The sequence below is a fragment of the Actinokineospora sp. NPDC004072 genome (genome assembly GCF_053604195.1).
Map to the genome: position 1 here is coordinate 35670 of NZ_JBSGHB010000028.1, position 16531 is coordinate 52200.

At 73.5% G+C, this 16531-nt stretch carries 17 protein-coding genes and 1 pseudogene; 6 read left to right on the forward strand and 12 right to left on the reverse strand.

Annotated features, from left to right (window positions below):
• The first annotated feature begins 29 nt into the window (after positions 1-29).
• Entirely contained in the window at positions 30-401 is a 372-nt protein-coding gene (locus ACWEPX_RS30640) for a YccF domain-containing protein (RefSeq protein ID WP_451900747.1), read from the forward strand.
• Here ACWEPX_RS30640 and ACWEPX_RS30645 read toward each other — a convergent pair.
• The 6 genes and pseudogenes from ACWEPX_RS30645 to ACWEPX_RS30670 all read right to left on the reverse strand — a co-directional run.
• Positions 399-1202 (reverse strand): annotated as a pseudogene (locus tag ACWEPX_RS30645) (metallophosphoesterase); the annotation flags it as partial. The gene ACWEPX_RS30640 and the pseudogene ACWEPX_RS30645 overlap by 3 nt on opposite strands.
• Positions 1199-1984, reverse strand: a complete 786-nt coding sequence (locus tag ACWEPX_RS30650) for an HAD-IIA family hydrolase (protein WP_451900748.1) — start codon at positions 1982-1984, stop codon at positions 1199-1201. The pseudogene ACWEPX_RS30645 and the gene ACWEPX_RS30650, both read right to left, overlap by 4 nt.
• A 10-nt stretch (positions 1985-1994) precedes the next feature.
• Complete coding sequence (locus tag ACWEPX_RS30655) at positions 1995-3005, reverse strand: sulfate/molybdate ABC transporter ATP-binding protein (protein ID WP_451900749.1); 1011 nt, start codon at positions 3003-3005, stop codon at positions 1995-1997.
• Positions 3002-3850, reverse strand: coding sequence for an ABC transporter permease (locus tag ACWEPX_RS30660; protein WP_451900750.1), 849 nt, complete (start codon positions 3848-3850; stop codon positions 3002-3004). Before ACWEPX_RS30660 ends, ACWEPX_RS30655 begins: the two co-directional genes overlap by 4 nt.
• Entirely contained in the window at positions 3847-4548 is a 702-nt protein-coding gene (gene modA, locus ACWEPX_RS30665; protein WP_451900751.1) for a molybdate ABC transporter substrate-binding protein, read from the reverse strand. Before modA ends, ACWEPX_RS30660 begins: the two co-directional genes overlap by 4 nt.
• Entirely contained in the window at positions 4545-4937 is a 393-nt protein-coding gene (locus ACWEPX_RS30670) for a TOBE domain-containing protein (RefSeq protein ID WP_451900752.1), read from the reverse strand. The genes modA and ACWEPX_RS30670 overlap by 4 nt, the downstream gene beginning before the upstream one ends.
• A 127-nt stretch (positions 4938-5064) precedes the next feature.
• On the opposite strand from ACWEPX_RS30670, the gene moaA reads away from it, so the two are divergent.
• The 3 genes from moaA to ACWEPX_RS30685 all read left to right on the forward strand — a co-directional run bounded on the left by moaA (position 5065) and on the right by ACWEPX_RS30685 (position 7460).
• Positions 5065-6114, forward strand: a complete 1050-nt coding sequence (moaA, locus tag ACWEPX_RS30675) for a GTP 3',8-cyclase MoaA (RefSeq protein ID WP_451900753.1) — start codon at positions 5065-5067, stop codon at positions 6112-6114.
• A 5-nt stretch (positions 6115-6119) separates the two neighbouring features.
• The gene (locus tag ACWEPX_RS30680) at positions 6120-6374 is read left to right on the forward strand and encodes a MoaD/ThiS family protein (protein WP_451900754.1); all 255 of its coding nucleotides are present in this window, start codon (positions 6120-6122) and stop codon (positions 6372-6374) included.
• A gap of 438 nt (positions 6375-6812) precedes the next feature.
• Positions 6813-7460: a transglycosylase family protein gene (locus ACWEPX_RS30685; RefSeq protein WP_451900755.1), complete on the forward strand. Its 648-nt coding sequence runs from the start codon at positions 6813-6815 to the stop codon at positions 7458-7460.
• A 154-nt stretch (positions 7461-7614) separates the two neighbouring features.
• Here ACWEPX_RS30685 and ACWEPX_RS30690 read toward each other — a convergent pair whose 3' ends face one another.
• Genes ACWEPX_RS30690 through ACWEPX_RS30705 form a run of 4 tightly spaced genes read right to left on the reverse strand, consistent with a single transcriptional unit; the run spans position 7615 to position 10629 of the window.
• Positions 7615-8535 (reverse strand): molybdenum cofactor biosynthesis protein MoaE, encoded by a 921-nt coding sequence (locus ACWEPX_RS30690; protein ID WP_451900756.1) that lies wholly within the window; start codon positions 8533-8535, stop codon positions 7615-7617.
• Positions 8532-8999, reverse strand: a complete 468-nt coding sequence (gene moaC, locus ACWEPX_RS30695) for a cyclic pyranopterin monophosphate synthase MoaC (protein ID WP_451900757.1) — start codon at positions 8997-8999, stop codon at positions 8532-8534. Before moaC ends, ACWEPX_RS30690 begins: the two co-directional genes overlap by 4 nt.
• A 9-nt stretch (positions 9000-9008) precedes the next feature.
• Complete coding sequence (locus ACWEPX_RS30700) at positions 9009-10394, reverse strand: malic enzyme-like NAD(P)-binding protein (protein ID WP_451900758.1); 1386 nt, start codon at positions 10392-10394, stop codon at positions 9009-9011.
• Positions 10395-10446: 52 nt separating this feature from the next.
• The gene (locus ACWEPX_RS30705; RefSeq protein WP_451900759.1) at positions 10447-10629 is read right to left on the reverse strand and encodes a hypothetical protein; all 183 of its coding nucleotides are present in this window, start codon (positions 10627-10629) and stop codon (positions 10447-10449) included.
• Between the two features lie 51 nt (positions 10630-10680).
• Here ACWEPX_RS30705 and ACWEPX_RS30710 point away from each other — a divergent pair, with 51 nt between their 5' ends.
• Entirely contained in the window at positions 10681-12879 is a 2199-nt protein-coding gene (locus ACWEPX_RS30710) for a helicase-associated domain-containing protein (RefSeq protein WP_451900760.1), read from the forward strand.
• A 437-nt stretch (positions 12880-13316) separates the two neighbouring features.
• Positions 13317-15200: a hypothetical protein gene (locus ACWEPX_RS30715; RefSeq protein WP_451900761.1), complete on the forward strand. Its 1884-nt coding sequence runs from the start codon at positions 13317-13319 to the stop codon at positions 15198-15200.
• Positions 15201-15254: 54 nt separating this feature from the next.
• Here the strand turns inward: ACWEPX_RS30715 and ACWEPX_RS30720 are convergent, their stop codons facing one another.
• Positions 15255-15860, reverse strand: a complete 606-nt coding sequence (locus ACWEPX_RS30720; RefSeq protein WP_451900762.1) for a GTP-binding protein — start codon at positions 15858-15860, stop codon at positions 15255-15257.
• Entirely contained in the window at positions 15841-16521 is a 681-nt protein-coding gene (locus tag ACWEPX_RS30725; RefSeq protein WP_451900763.1) for a DUF742 domain-containing protein, read from the reverse strand. The genes ACWEPX_RS30720 and ACWEPX_RS30725 overlap by 20 nt, the downstream gene beginning before the upstream one ends.
• Positions 16522-16531: the final 10 nt, after the last annotated feature.

A 16531-nucleotide genomic window follows, 5' to 3' on the forward strand; every position in this document is an offset into this window, starting at 1 on the left:
ACATCCGCGCATCCGGGACAATGGGAGGCATGCGAACGCTGCTGAACGTGATCTGGTTGGTCCTGTCCGGGCTGTGGATGGCGATCGGCTACGTCATCGCCGGGATCATCTGCTGCGTCCTGATCATCACGATCCCGTTCGGGCTGGCGTCCTTCCGGATCGCCAACTACGCGCTCTGGCCGTTCGGCCGCACCATCGAGACGCGCCGGGAGGCGGGCGTCGCGTCAGCGATCGGCAACGTCATCTGGATCGTCTTCGCGGGCTGGTGGCTGGCCATCGGCCACATCGTCACCGGCTTCCTGCTCTGCCTGACCATCATCGGCATCCCGCTGGGCATCGCCAACTTCAAGATGATCCCGGTCTCCCTGGTCCCCCTCGGCAGCCGGATCGTCAGCGCCTAGCCGCACCACCAGGCACGGCCCGCCGACGAACAGGCCCGCGTCGATGCCCAGGGCCTTGCCGCCCGCGTACTCGTACGGCCCGTCGATGTCGGCGGGGAGCACGCCGAGCTGGTCGGCGATGACGCTGTGGCCGTGCACGACCTGCCGCCCGCCCAGCACGGCCAGCAGCTCGTCGGCGACCTGCTCGCCGTCGGGGCCGCGGAAGGCGTAGCGGGTGGTCATCCGCCGCCAGACCTCCCACCACTCGACGATGTCCGACGAGCGCAGGATCGCCTGCACGGTCGCGTTGATCTCCTCGATGCCGTCGCCCCAGGCCAGGTACTCCAGGGTGTCGGAGTGCATCAGCAGGTGGTCGCCGACCAGCGCGAGCACCGGGCGGCCCACCAGCCACTCGACGTGGGCGTCGGTCAGGCCGTCCTGGTCGGAGCGCAGGCCGCCGTTCATCTCCCAGCTGCGGGCGAAGCTGCGCGGGCCGAAGTCCGATGGCACCTCGGCCTCCCCGAAGCGGCGCATGCCCAGCAGCAGGATCTCGTGGTTGCCGAGCAGGGTCTCCACCCGCCCGCCCTGCGCGCCCGCCTGCTCGGCCAGGCGCATCACCAGGTCGATGACGCCGATGCCGTCCGGGCCGCGGTCGACGAAGTCGCCGAGGAACCACAGGTGGGCGGCGCCGCCCGCCCAGTCGTCGCGCTCGTCGAGGAGCCCGTGCGCCCGCAGCGCGGCGGCCAGCTCGGCGCGGTGGCCGTGCACGTCGCCCACCACGTACGTCTCCACGGCACCGACCTTAGGCGAGCCCTCCGTCACGCGCCCTCGCCGAACGGGTCGAGGGAGTTGCCAACCAGGTCGGCCACCGAGTCGACCACGCGGGTCGGCCGGTACGGGTACAGCTCGGCGGTGTCGCGGGTGGAGATGCCGGTGAGCACCAGGATCGTCTTCAGGCCCGCCTCCAGGCCGCTGCGCACGTCGGTGTCCATCCGGTCGCCGATCATCAGCGTGTTCTCCGAGTGCGCGCCCAGGGCGTTGAGCGCCGAGCGCATCATCAGCGGGTTGGGCTTGCCGACGTAGTACGGGGAGCGGCCGGTGGCCCGCTCGATGAGCGCGGCGACCGAGCCGGTGGCGGGCAGCGAGCCCTCCCGGCTGGGGCCGGTGGCGTCGGGGTTGGTGGCGATGAACCGGGCGCCCTCCTCGACCAGCCGGATGGCCCGGGTGATCGCGGTGAAGCTGTAGGTGCGGGTCTCGCCGAGCACCACGTAGTCGGGGTCGCGGTCGGTCAGCACGTAGCCGACCTCGTGCAGCGCGGTGGTCAGGCCCGCCTCGCCGATGACGAACGCCGAGCCGCCCGGGCGCTGGGTGTCCAGGAATCTGGCGGTGGCCAGGGCGGAGGTCCAGATGGCCTGCTCGGGCACGTCCAGGCCGCTGCGCAGCAGGCGGGCCCGCAGGTCGCGCGGGGTGTAGATCGAGTTGTTGGTGAGCACCAGGAACGGCGTGCCGTTCGCGGCCAGCTCGGCGACCAGCTTGTCCGCGCCCGGGACGAGGTGCTCCTCGTGCACCAGCACGCCGTCCATGTCCATGAGGTAGGCCCACATGCTGCGCAGGCTACCCAGTGGCGGCGTGCACGGTGACCTCTGTCGCCTTGACGCTGAGGTACACCGCGGAGCCGGGCTCGATGGCCAGGTCGGCGACGGCGGCGGCGGTGAGGTCGGCGGCCAGGCCGGGGGTGCGGACGCGGATGAGGTCGCCGTGCGGTTCGAGGCTGGTGACCGTGGTGGCGAAGACGTTGCGGGGGCTGCCGTGCACCGGTTCGGTGTAGACGGCCACGTCGGCGGGCCGGAAGACGGCCACGGCCTGCTCCCCCGGGCGGGCCTCGACCTTCCCGGCGATGACCCGGCCGTCGGCGTGCAGGCCGTCGGCGGCGGCCACGCCGGGGACGAGGTTGAGCCCGGCGATGCGGGCGGTGAAGGGGGTGCGGGGGCGGCTGAGCACGGTGCGGGTGGGCCCCTGCTCGACGACCCGGCCGCCGTCCATGACCAGGACGCGGTCGGCGAGGGCCAGGGCGTCGAGCGGGTCGTGGGTGACCACGACGGCGGTGCGGTCGCGCAGGACCCGGCGCAGCAGGCCGCGCAGGGCGGGGGCGGCGTCGACGTCGAGGGCGGCGAAGGGCTCGTCGAGCAGCAGCAGGTCCGGATCGGCGGCCAGCGCCCTGGCGATGGCCACCCGCTGGGCCTGCCCGCCGGAGAGGGTCCGCGGCCTGCGGTCGGCCAGGTGGGCGGCGTCGACCTCGGCCAGCCAGCGGCGGGCGGCGCCCAGGGGGTCGGCCGCGCCGCGGGCCTGGGGGCCGAACGCGACGTTCGCCAGGGCGGTCAGGTGCGGGAACAGCAGCGGGTCCTGGGCCAGCAGGCCGACCCGGCGCCGGTGCGGGGGCAGCGCGGTGACGTCGCGCCCGGCGACCTCGACGCGGCCGTCGTCGGGCCGCAGGAGCCCGGCCAGCACGTCGAGCAGGGTGGACTTGCCGGAGCCGTTGGGCCCGATGACCGCGACCACCCCCTCGGCGGCGATGCTGACGTCGAGCTGGAACGCGCCGCGGGCGAGGCGCACGTCCGCCCTCACGCCCGCCGCCCGAACGCCACGACGACCACGGCGACGATGACCAGCAGCAGGGAGACGGCGACCGCGGCGTCCACATCGGTCTCGCCGAGGAGGTAGACCTCCAGCGGGAGCGTGCGGGTGACGCCCTGCAGGCTGCCCGCGAAGGTGATGGTCGCCCCGAACTCCCCGAGCGCCCTGGCGAAGCAGAGGACGAGCGCGGACCCGAGGGCGGGCAGCACCAGCGGGACGGTGACCCGGCGGAACACCGTCCACGGCCGCGCCCCCAGCGTCGCCGCGACGGCCTCGTACCGCTGGCCCGCGGTCCTGAGCGCCCCTTCCAGCCCGACGACCAAGAAGGGCATGGCGACGAACGTCTGCGCCAGCACGACGGCCGCGGTGGTGTAGGGCACCCGGATCCCGGCGGCGTCGAGCACCTGCCCGGCCAGGCCGGTGCGGCCGAGCAGGTACAGCAGCGCCAGGCCGCCGACCACGGGCGGCAGCACGAGCGGCAGCAGGACGACGGCCCGCACCAGCCGCATCCCGCGCACCCGGGCCAGCACCACGGCGAGGGGTCCGCCGAGCACCAGGCACAGCAGGGTCGCGGCGGCGGCGGTGCGCAGCGACAGCCAGAGCGCGGCGACGGCGCCCGGGCTGGTGACGTGCCGCGGCCACGCCGCGAGGTCGCTGCGCAGGACGAGCCCGAAGATCGGCAGCCCTACCAGCGCCAGCCCCACCACGGCGGGCACCCACAGGACAAGCGGAACACCGCCCCCGCCGTGCTCCCCGGCCGCCCCGCCCTTGGCCCGGCCAGCCAGCCCCCACGCCCCGTCGACCCGCTGCCCGCCCGCAGGCGACGCACGCCTCATGGCGGGCCGAAGCCGTGGTCGGCGAGGGTGGCCCGGCCCGCGGGGCTCAGGACCAGGTCCACGAACTGCCGGGCCAGGTCCGGGTGGGGGGCGTCGGGCAGGGCGGCGATGGGATAGCGGTTGGTGCCTGCGGCGGATTCGGGGAAGTCGATGGCCTCGACCTTCGCGGTGCGGGTGTCGGTGACGTAGACCAAGCCCGCGTCGGCCTCGTCGGCGGCGACCTTGGTCAGGACCGCCTTGACGTCCTGCTCCTCGCTCGCCGGGCGCAGGTCGACGCCCGCGGACGCGAGGACCTCGGCGGTCGCGGACCCGCACGGGACCTGCGGGGCGCAGACGACGGTGACGACCCGGGGCAGGTCGGCCAGGCCCCGCACCCGGCCCGGGTTGCCCGGGGGCACGGCGATGACCAGGCGGTTGGTGGCGAAGACGCGCGGGGACGGGGGCGCGACCCTGGCCATCGTGGCCTCGTCGGCCGTGGCGATCACGTCCGCGGTCGCGCCGGTGCGCAACTGCTGGGCCAGGGTGGACGACGCGGCGAAGTTCAGCCGGACCTCGACGTCGTGGGCGGCCTCGAACTGCGCGGCCAGCGCGGTGAAAGACTCGGTCAGCGACGCAGCGGCGAAGACGGTGACGACCGGGCGGTCCGGGCCGGTCGAGCAGGCGGTGAGCAGGGCCAGGGCCGCCAGGGCCCGTCTCACGGCGTCTCCACCACCACGTGCGTCGCCTTGGTCAGCGCCACGGCCAGCACCCCCGGTTCCAGCCCCAACTCGTCCACGGCCTCCGCGCTCATCAGCGACACCACCCGGTGCGGGCCGCACTGCAATTCGACCTGCGCCATCACCTTGTCGGCCACGACCCGGGTGACCAGGCCGACGAAGCGGTTGCGGGCCGAGCGGGACACGCCGGTCGGGTCGGGGACCTCGTCGGCCTGCGCGCGGGCGAAGGCGGCCAGGGCGGCGCCGTCGACCACCTTGCGACCTGCGGCGTCGGTCGTGGCGGGCAGCAGGCCCGCGTCGGCCCAGCGGCGCACCGTGTCGTCGCTTACCCCCATCAGGCGGGCGGCCTCGGAAAACCGGTACTGCGGCACAACCGGCACCCTAGCCCCGCATCCGCGGCGATACCAGGCACAACCACCCGCTTCCGCGGATTCTGCGACACCCCGGAGGGTTGCACGCTTCGATCGATGCGGTGATGAGCCCACTACGCTGGATCGGGTGAGCCCCGTCGACCTCGGGTTCCCCGGCCTCCCCGGTCCACCCGGCAGGCCGGACGCGCCCGGGCTGGTGGACCGCTTCGGCCGCGTGGCGACCGATCTGCGGGTTTCCCTGACCGACCGCTGCAACCTGCGCTGCACCTACTGCATGCCCGCCGAGGGCCTCGACTGGCTGCCCGGCGGCGACCTGCTCACCGACGCCGAGCTGGTCCGCCTGATCACGATCGCCGTGCGGCAGCTCGGCGTGACGAACGTCCGGTTCACCGGTGGCGAGCCGACCCTGCGCAAGGGCATCGCGGGCATCATCGCCGCCACCGCGGCGCTGTCCCCGCGGCCGACGATCTCCATGACCAGCAACGGCATCGGCCTGGTCCGCCGGGCCGGCGCGCTGGCCGAGGCCGGGCTCGACCGGATCAACGTCTCCCTGGACACCCTCGACCGCGAGCGGTTCGCCGCGATCACCCGCCGCGACCGGCTCGACGACGTGCTCGCCGGGCTGGCCGCCGCCCGCGCCGCGGGGCTCACCCCGGTGAAGGTCAACGCGGTGCTGCTGCGCGGGATCAACGACGACGAGGCCGTCCCGCTGCTGCGCCACTGCCTCGACCACGGCTACCACCTGCGGTTCATCGAGCAGATGCCGCTGGACCCGCAGCACGGCTGGGACCGGGCGAGCATGGTCACCGCCGCGGAGATCCTGGACCTGCTGGCCGCCGGGTTCACCCTCACCCCGAGCCCGGCCCCGCGCGGCGGGGCGCCCGCCGAGCGCTGGCTGGTCGACGGCGGGCCCGCGGAGGTGGGCGTCATCGCCTCGGTCACCCGGCCGTTCTGTGCCGCCTGCGACCGCACCCGACTCACCGCCGACGGCGCCCTGCGGTCGTGCCTGTTCAGCCAGCGGGAGACCGACCTGCGCGGGCCGATGCGGGCGGGGGCGTCCGACGCGGAGCTGGCCGAGCTGTGGCGGGCGGCGATGTGGGCCAAGCTGGCGGGCCACCGGATCAACGACGCCGGGTTCGCGCAGCCGATCCGGCCGATGAGCGCCATCGGGGGCTGAGGGACGTGATCACCGTCAGGGTGCGCTACTTCGCGGGCGCGCGGGCCGCGGCGGGCGTGGCCGAGGAGGACGTGGCGCTGACCGACCCGGCGACGGTCGAGCACGCGCTGACCGCCGTCGCCGAGCGCCGCGGGGCGGACCTCCGCCGGGTGCTGGCGGCGTCGAGTTTCCTGCTGAATTCGATTGCGGTGCGTGACCGGTCGACACGAGTGGGTGACGGCGACGCGCTCGACGTTCTACCCCCCTTTGCCGGCGGCTAAACCTCGAATGGCCGATCACGCTGGATCGGACGTGAGCCAAAACTCACTTAGAGTGAATTATTTCGGCCAGGACACGGCTTGATCACGGCCGAGTTCAGACCGCGTGACCTGCAGGTTTCCCTCAGATCGAGGCAAGAATCGCGTTGTTACTGTGATTACGGTCACAGGTCACAGAATTTTCCCTTCCAATTCCGGTTACGTACCGTCGCTACGGGCTGATCCACGATCAGCCTGCACGACCCGGGAGTCCGCAGCGCCGAGCCCCTGTCCGGCGGGCCCCTGGGAACCAACCCCGAGCGAAAGCGACCTCCGGACAGGGGACGAGGGACCACGACGAGCGGCTCGGCCGCGCGGCGTGGTGGCCGGGACGGCGGTCCCGGAACGGGCCTGGAGTGCGGGCCCGCCCGCCAGCACGCAGGCGCGGGAGGAGAGATGGCGATGGGTAATCGAGGTAAGCACAGCGAGTCGGCCGTCCAGCGATTCCTGGCCCGCGTGATCGTGGCCGGCGTCGCCCTCGGCGCGTCGATGGCCGTGGCCGCCTCCCCGGCGGCCGCCGACAGCAGCGTCAACTGGGACGCTGTCGCCCAGTGCGAGAGCGGCGGCAACTGGCAGATCAACACCGGCAACGGCTACTACGGCGGCTTGCAGTTCCTGCCGAGTACCTGGCAAGCCCACGGTGGCAAGGGGATGCCGCACCAGGCGTCCCGCGAGCAGCAGATCGCGGTGGCCGAGCGGGTCCTGCAGACCCAGGGCATCGGCGCGTGGCCGGTGTGCGGCAAGCGCGCGGGCTCGGCGGCCCCGGCGGCCAAGAGCACGCCGTCGTACACCAAGTCGCAGACCAAGGCGCGCGGCGAGCGGTCCACCGCTGCCCCCAAGCAGCAGAAGCAGCAGGCCCCGCGCAGCGTCTCGGTCGTTGCCAAGAGCAACCCCAAGGGCGACTACACCGTGGTCCAGGGCGACTCGCTGTCCAAGATCGCCACGAAGCTGAAGCTGAAGGGCGGCTGGCAGGACCTCTACCAGAAGAACAAGGACTACATCGGCGACCCGGACCTGATCCTCGTGGGTCAGAAGATCGCCACGAAGTAGTAGTCCCCGGCTCGTTCTTCTCCCCCTCCCCGAACCCCACCCGCAATTCCCCGGCGGGTGGGGTTCGGGCATTCTCCGTTGGAGGCCTATGAGCAGACGTCCTGGTGGCGGGATCATGTGATCGCGACACATGATCCCGCCATCCAGGGCACGGTCACGGGCAGTTGACCCACTCGTCGGTGCCGTCGGTGAAGGTCTGGTGCTTCCAGATCGGCAGCCGCGCCTTGACCTCGTCGACCAGGTCCGCGCAGGCGGCGAAGGCCGCCCGCCGGTGCTCGGCGGAGACCGCGCAGGCCAGGGCGACGTCCCCGATGCGCAGCGCCCCGATCCGGTGCGAGACGGCCAGCGCGCGCACCCCCGGGTGCCGCCCGGCCACCTCGGCAGCGACCTCCTCGACGACCGCCCCGGCAGACGGGTGCCCCTCGTAGTCCAGCGCGACCACCCCGCGACCGCGGTCGTGGTCGCGGACCACCCCGGCGAAGGTGACGACGGCACCAGCGGCGGCGTCGGCCACCAGCGCGGCGTGGGTGTCGACGTCGATCGGGGCGTCGACGACCTCGGCCCGCAGCACCCGGGCAGCAGGGCGCTCCTCCCGCACCCGCGGGTGGTCACCGCCGTGCAGCTGGTCGACGGCGTGGTCGAGCACGCCCGCCAGCACGCCGAGGCCGTCCTTGACGCCCCCGGTCGAGCCCGGCAGGTTCACCACCAGCGTCCGGCCCGCGACACCGGCCAGCCCCCGCGACAGCACCGCGGTGGGGACGGCGGGCAGACCGGCGGCCCGGATGGCGTCGGCCAGGCCGGGGACCTCGTACTCGATGACGGCCCGCGTGGCCTCCGGGGTGCGGTCGGTGGGGGTGATGCCGGTCCCGCCCGTGGTCACGACGACGTCCACGGCAGCGGCCACCGCCGCCCGCAGCGCCGCCTCCACGGGAGCGCCGTCGGGGACCACGGTGGCGTCCTCGACCGCGTAGCCGCGCTCGCGCAGCCACGCGACGATGAGCGGCCCGGTCTTGTCCTCGTACACCCCCGCCGCGGCCCGGTTGGAGGCGGTGACCACCCGCGCGGTGCGGGTCACCGGTCCCACTCCCCGTGCTTGCCGCCCTCTTTGCGCTCCACGCGCACCGCGTCGAGCGTGGCCCGGGGGTCCACGGCCTTGATCATGTCGTGCAGGGCGAGGCCGCAGACGGCGACCGCCGTCAGCGCCTCCATCTCCACCCCGGTCCGGTCGTTGGTGCGCACCGTCGCGGTGATGGCCACCTCGGACTCGCCCAGCGCCAGGTCGACGGCCACCCCCGACAGCGCGATCGGGTGGCACAGCGGGATCAGCTCGGCGGTCTTCTTCGCCGCCATGATCCCGGCGATGCGCGCGGTGGCCACGGCGTCGCCCTTGGGCAGGCCGTCGCGGCGCAGCAGGCCGATGACCTCCGGCGTGGTGCGGACGACGCCGGTGGCGACGGCCGAGCGCGCGGTCACGGACTTGGCGGAGACGTCGACCATCCGGGCGGCCCCGGTCTCGTCGACGTGGCTCAGTTCACCCACGGTCCGATGCTAGTGCCCGCCCGCGGCCTTGCGGACGGCCTCGGCCACCGCGGGGGCGACCGCGGCGTCGAACACCGACGGGACGATGAACGAGGCGTTGAGCCGCTCGCCGTCCACCACGTCGGCGATCGCGTCGGCGGCGGCCAGCAGCATGGCGTCGGTGATGGTGTGCGCCTGGGCGTCGAGCAGGCCGCGGAAGACGCCCGGGAAGGCCAGCACGTTGTTGATCTGGTTCGGGTAGTCCGAGCGGCCGGTGGCGACCACGGCGGCGTGCTTCTGCGCCTCCAGCGGGTCGATCTCCGGGTCCGGGTTGGCCAGCGCGAAGACCACCGGGTGCGGGGCCATCGTGGCCACCTGCTCGGCGCCGAAGAGGTTCGGGGCCGACACGCCGATGAAGACGTCGGCGCCGACGAGGGCGTCGTGCAGCCTGCCGCTCTGGTTCTCCCGGTTGGTGTTGGCCGCGACCCAGCGCAGGTTGGCGTCGGTGTCGCCGCGGTCGCGGTGGACGATGCCGTCGACGTCGACGGCCACCACGTCGGCGGGTCCGCGCTGCAGCAGCAGCCGGATGATGGCCGACCCGGCGGCGCCCACCCCGCACACCACGATCTTCACGTCGGCGATGGACTTGCCCACCACGCGCAGGGCGTTGCGCAGCGCGGCGACGACCACGATCGCGGTGCCGTGCTGGTCGTCGTGGAAGACCGGGATGTCCAGCTTCTCCCGCAGCCTGCGCTCGATCTCGAAGCAGCGCGGCGCGGCGATGTCCTCCAGGTTGATGCCGCCGTAGACGCAGGAGATCAGCTCGACGGTGCGGATGATCTCCTCGGTGTCCTGGGTGTCCAGGCACACCGGCCAGGCGTCGACGCCTGCGAACTTCTTGAACAGCGCCGCCTTGCCCTCCATCACCGGCAGCGCGGCGGCCGGTCCGATGTTGCCCATGCCGAGCACGGCCGAGCCGTCGGTCACGACCGCGACGGTGTTGCGCTTGATGGTCAGCCTGCGGGCGTCGTCGGGGTTGTCGGCGATGGCCTGGCAGATGCGGGCGACGCCGGGGGTGTAGGCGCGGGAGAGGTCGTCGCGGTTGCGCAGGGCGACCTTGGCGTTGATCTCGATCTTGCCGCCGAGGTGGACCAGGAAGGTCCGGTCGGACACCTTGCGCACGTCGACGCCGGGCAGCGCCCGCAGCGCCTCGGTGATGTCGCGGGCGTGGTCGGCGGACAGGGCGTTGCAGGTGATGTCGACCAGGACGCTGTCGGCGTGGGAGTCGACGACGTCGAATGCGGTGATGACCCCGCCGACGCGCCCGACGGCGCTGGTGAGGTCCCCGGCCACGCTCGCCGACGGCGGCGCATCGACGCGGATGGTGATGGAGTAACCGGGACCCGGGACTGGCATGGCGGCGGCCTTCCGAAGTGGACGGACTTGTGCGGCCTGCCCGACCCTATACCTACTTGTTGATCTCCGTCACGGGGTGCACGTAGGGCACCGCCTCCAGCGGGAACGTGAGGTCGCCGTAGGGCGAGAGCGCGCCCTGGCGGTCGGCGGTCAACTCGCTGACGGGGTGGGAGCCGTTGTCGTCGTCGCCCTTCCAGTGCGGGTCGACCCGGTCGGACTTGGCTACCTTGCCCACTGTTCCTCCTCGGCTGAGCGGCAGTACGGAGGTTACCCGACGCCGTATACCGTGGTCAGGGTGTCCACCCTCACCGAATGGCTGCGCGAGGCGGACGAGGCCCAGGTGGTGGCGCTGCTGCGCGCCCGCCCGGACCTGGCCACCCCGCGCCCCGCGGACACCACCGTGCTCGCCGCGCGCGCGGCGAGCCGGGCCTCGGTGGCCAGGGCCGCCGACGGCCTGGACACCGCCACCCTGGCCGTGCTGGACGCGCTGCTGGTCGCCGGGGCCGACCGCGGTCCGGTCGCACCGGACGAGCTGGACATCGAGCTGCCGCCGGAGCGGGTCGCCGCCGCTGTGGACACCCTGCGCGGGCTCGCGCTGGCCTGGGGCCGGCCCGCGGTCTGGCTGGTGCCCGCCGCGCGCGAGGTCGGCAACCTGCCGCCGTCGACCCCCTCCCCCGCGCCCGCCGAGGTGCCCGGCCTGCTCGCGGCCCTGGACGACGACGAGCGGCAGGTGCTCGACACCCTCGCCCACGGCACCGGCATCGGCCGCACCAAGGACGCCGACTTCACCGGTTCACCCGATCAGGCGGTGACGCCCATCCAGCGGCTGCTCGCGCGCGGCCTGCTGGTGCGCCGCGACGGGGAGACGGTCACCCTGCCCGGCCAGGTCGCCGCCGCGCTGCGCGGCGCCCCGGCCGCGCTGGTGGAGCCGCCGCTGCGCACGGTCCCGCACCAGCGGGCGACCGTGGACGGGACCGCGGCGGGCGAGGCGATGGAGCTGGTCCGCCACGTCGAGGTCCTGCTGCGGCTGTGGTCGGAGGAGCCCGCGCCGGTGCGCAAGGCGGGCGGGCTCGGCGTGCGCGAGATCCGCCGGGTCGCCAAGGCCGCCGAGGTCGGCGAGGCGCGCGCGGGGCTGCTGGTGGAGCTGGCCGCGGGGGCGGGGCTGGTCGCCGACAGCGGCGAGGTCGAGCCGGAGTGGGCGCCGACCACGCTGGCGGACTCCTGGCTTGCGGCGGGTCTGCCCAACCGGTGGGCCGCGCTGGCCGCCGCCTGGATCGACCTCCCCCGGCTGCCCGGCCTCGGCGGGCGCAAGGACGCCCGGGACAAGCTGCTCGCCCCGCTCTCCGACGACCTGCGCAGGCCCACCGCGCCCGCCGAGCGGCTGCGCGTGCTGCGGGCGCTGCCCCCGGACGCGGGCGTGGTCTCGGCCGACGAGCTGGCCGCCGTGCTGGCCTGGCGGGCGCCCCGCCGCGGCGGGCGGCTGCGCGACGACGTCGTGCGCTGGACGATGGCCGAGGCCACCGCCCTGGGCGTGGTCGCGCTGGGCGCGCTCAGCGGCCCGGGCCGGGCGCTGCTGGACGAGGACGTGCCCGCCGCGGCCAAGCGGATGGCCGAGGCGATGCCCGAGCCGGTGGACCACGTCCTGGTGCAGGCCGACCTGACGGTGGTGGCGCCGGGACCGCTGGAACCGCACCTGGCCGCCCGGGTCGCCGAGGTCGCGGACCTGGAGTCGGCGGGCGCGGCGACGGTGTACCGGGTCACGGAGACCTCGCTGCGGCGGGCGCTGGACGCGGGCCGCTCGGCCGAGGACCTGCACGACTTCTTCCGGGTGCGGTCGCGCACCCCGGTGCCGCAGGGGCTCACCTACCTCATCGACGACGTGGCGCGGCGGCACGGGCGGCTGCGCGGCGGGGCGGCGGCGTCCTTCCTGCGCTGCGACGACCCGGCGCTGCTGGCCGAGGTCGCGGCCAGCCCGGCCGCGGTGGGGCTGCGGCTGCGCAAGATCGCGCCGACGGTGCTGGTGTCGCCGGTCCCGCTGCTGGACGTGCTGGAGGAGCTGCGGGCGGCGGGGTTCGCCCCGGCCGCGGAGGGGGCCGACGGGCAGATCGTGGACCTGCGGCCCGCGGGGCGGCGGGTCGCCGGGGGCCGGGCCGTGCGGCGGGCGGCGGTCGGGCGCGAGGTGGATGAGTCGACGTTGCTGGATGTGGTGCGGGGGATGCGGTTGGGGGATGAGGCGGCTTCGGCCCGGGCTGGGCGGACGGTGACGGCGGGCGGCGGGTCCGCCCGGACCGTGGAGCTGCTGGGCGAGGCGATGGCGGCGGGGCGGCGGGTGGTTGTGTCCGTTGTGGACAATCATGGGGTGGCTACCCGGCATGTGCTGGTGCCGGTGCGCGTGGGGGGTGGGGTGTTGGAGGGGGTTGCGGGGGAGCAGACGCATCGGGTGCCGTTGCATCGGATCTCGTCTGTGGCTGTTGTCGACGAGTGAAGCGCGCATGCTCCCTCTGGCTTGATTGTTTAACCCTGGGAGGGCTAACTGCTGCCAGGACGAGGGAGCAGGGGGAAATGCGGTCGATGTCCCTTGTGGTGCTTGGTTGTGCGGTGGGTGTGTCCATGTGGCGGCACCTTTGGGCAGGGGGGTAGAGGGGGTGTGGGGGGAGACTTTTGTTGGGCCACGGTCGGGGGCGGCGGGGCGGAAGGTTCTGCTGGGGCGGGTCCCTATCGGGAGGTGTCGGCATGGCTGGCGACATTGGGGTTCGGGAAGTGGTGGTGGTTCGGGGGGATGGGGCTGGTTCCGCGGGGGTTGGTGGTGGGGTGGTCCATGAGTACGGGGATCGGGTGGTGGTGGCTGCGGTGCCGGAGGGTGTGGTGGTGCCGGAAGGTGCTGTGGTGCCGCAGGGGGTTGTGGTTCCGCAAGGTGTGGTGGTGCCGCAGAGTGGCGGGGTCTTTGGCGATCTCGATGAGACGGGGGCGTTGGGGGTGGCGGCGTTCGCGTTGCGGGAGTCGGCGGAGTTCGCGGCTGCCAAGGCGCGGCGGCCGTTGGATGGGGTGGATTGGGGGGAAGGGGACGCGCCGGACCACTTCGACGGTGAGGAGGAATCGGGGGCGCAGGATGCTGCCGGGGCGGCGTTGAGCGCTCGGCTCACCGGGCGGGTCGCGGTGGGGGTGGTGATCGTGGAGGGGCCGACCGATGCGCTGCGGTTCAGCGCGGATGAGCGGACGAAGGTCGTCGCCGAGGTGCAGAACGGGTTGAGCTGGCTGGGGGCGCAGAGCTCGCCGGGCGGGGTCACCTGGGTGCACAGCGTCCGGACCGTCGCGCTCGACGTGCAGGCCGACGGCGGGCTGCCCGACGACCAGAAGGAAGCGCACTGGCGGGACCCGGCGATGGCGGCGCTGGGGTTCCCGGCGGGGCTGGCGGGGGTGACCGCCTACGCGGAGTCGCTGCGCACCGGGCTGCGGACCGACTGGGCCTACGTCGCCTTCTTCACCAAGTACCCGCTCAAGCACTTCGGGTACGCCACCGTCGGCGGGCCGCGGCTGGTCATGGCCTACGCCAACGACGGGTGGGGGCCGGACAACATCGACCGGGTCTTCGCCCACGAGACCGGGCACATCTTCGGCGCGCCCGACGAGTACGCATCGTCCGGGTGCTCGTGCGGCGGGTCGTGGGGGTTCTTCGGCAAGCCCAACGCCAACTGCGACAACTGCGCCACCGCGCCTGCGCCGTGCATCATGAAGTCCAACTCGTGGGAGGTCTGCGACCACACGCCCTACCACCTCGGCTTCCCCCAGGGGCAGCGGTACTCCGGGGTGTTCACCGCCGGGTCGGGCGGGTACGGGCTGTGGGTCAACGCCGACTGGAACCACTTCGTCGCCAAGTGGCAGGAGTGGAGCGGGGCCGGGCTGCGGCTGGACGAGCTGGAGATCAGCAAGCCGGGCGGTCAGCTGCGCTACTCCGGGGTCTTCAGCGCGGGCGCAGGCGGCTACGGCCTCTGGGCGCTGGCCGACTGGGCCAACTTCGCCGCCAAGTGGCAGGAGTGGAGCGCCGCCGGGCTGCGCCTGGTCGACCTCGACATCACCGAGATCGACGGCCAGCCCCGCTACTCCGGGGTCTTCCGCGCGGGGACGGGCGGCTACGGGCTCTGGGTGAACGCCGAGTGGAACAACTTCGTGGCCAAGTGGCAGGAGTGGAGCGGCCAGGGCCTGCGGCTGGACGACCTCACCATCACCGACTTCGGCGGCCAGCTGCGCTACTCCGGGGTGTTCACCGCGGGCGCGGGCGGCTACGGCCTGTGGGTCAACGCCGACTGGGCCAACTTCGCCGCCAAGTGGCAGGAGTGGAGCGCCGCGGGGTTGCGGCTGGTCGACCTCGACACCGTCGACATCGGCGGGCAGCGCCGCTACTCCGGGGTCTTCCGGGCCGGGACCGGCGGCTACGGGCTGTGGGTCAACTCCGACTGGACCAGCTTCCTGGAGAAGTGGCAGCAGTGGAGCGGGCAGGGCCTGCGGCTGGTCGACTTCGACATCACCCTCACCGGCGTCGAGTCGCTCGTCGACGCCGCGGGGGCGACGGCTGCGGGGTCGATGGTCGCGGGCGACCTGCGGGTCGCGGACCTGATCCCCGAGGGGGTGGGCTTCAGCTCGCTGTCGCCGGATGTCGTCATCGCGGGCGAAATGGTGCACAACGGGGCCGACGACGGCACCGGGGAGCCCGCTGCGGGCGTCGGCTTCCTGTCCGCGGGCGTCGCGGGCGGCCTCGGGGACGGCGCGGCCGATCTGGCGGGCTGCGGCGCGATGTCGGCCGGATGAGCGGATGCGGGCCTGCCCCGGGGAAGCCGGGGGCAGGCCCGCATCGGCTCCGGGTCAGCCCGCGCGCGACATCCGCTGCTGCATCGCGTGCTCGACCAAGGTGATCAAGACCTCCTTGGTCGACTCGCGGTCACGCGCGTCCGTGGTCACGATCGGCACGCCCGCGTCGATCGTCAGGGCCTCGCGGACGTCGTCGATGCGGTGGTGCAGGACGCGGTCGAAGCAGTTGAGCGCGATGATGTACGGCAGCCCGCGGTCCTCGAAGAAGTCGATGGACGCGAAGGCGTCGGCCAGCCTGCGGGTGTCGACCAGCACGACCGCGCCGATCGCGCCGCGCACCAGGTCGTCCCACATGAACCAGAAGCGGTGCTGGCCGGGCGTGCCGAACAGGTACAGGATCAGATCCGAGTCCAGGGACACGCGCCCGAAGTCCATAGCGACGGTCGTGGTCACCTTGTTCGGGGTCGACGACAGGTCGTCGACGTCCACGCTGGCCTCGGTCATGACGGCCTCGGTGGTCAGCGGGACGATCTCGGAGACCGAGCCGACCAACGTCGTCTTGCCGACACCGAACCCGCCAGCGACCACGATCTTGGCCGAGGTGGTGGGCTGCGGCGCAGCGTCGTGCGCGCTGAGGGGACTAGAGCCTGCGGAGCCCACTGAGCACCCTTTCCATGAATTCGATCGAAGGCCGGTCACCGACGACCATGCCGCTCTGGTGGATGGAGACCAGCCCGAGCCCGGCCATGTCGCCGATGAGCACCCTGGCCACCCCCAGCGGCAGCCGGAGGTAGGCGGCCACCTCGGCGACCGAGCGGGTGTCCATGCACAGCCCGCAGATGGTGCGGTGCTCCGCACGCACCGACGGGTCGGGCATGCGGCCGCGGTCGCTGGTGGAGACCAAGGCCTCGATGGCCAGGTCGTAGTCCGGGCGGGTGCGCCCGCCCGTCTTGGTGTACGGGCGGACCAGCGAGCCGGTCTCGTGCGGAGCGGGCTCGGCCGGGTCCGGCACCGGGTCCGGCTCGACGGCCGGGATCTCCTTGGAGTCCCAGTCCGACTGCGCCGGGATGCCCGAGTCGCCGTAGAGGCCCGCGGACGGGCCGCCGAAGAGCCTGGCCTGGAAGCCGCCGATGTCGAACCTGTTCGGCGGCTCGCCGTGCTCGGGCAAGTCCTCCCAACCGCGCTCCGACATGTCCGTCGCCCTCCGCTCGGCCTGGCCGTAGTCGAACCTGTCGTAGTCCGCTCCGGTCTCGGAGTCGAACAGGTCCCGGTACGGGTAGTCCTCCTCGGCACGCCGGTCGGCGGCTCTACGACCCGTCATCGCTCGCCCC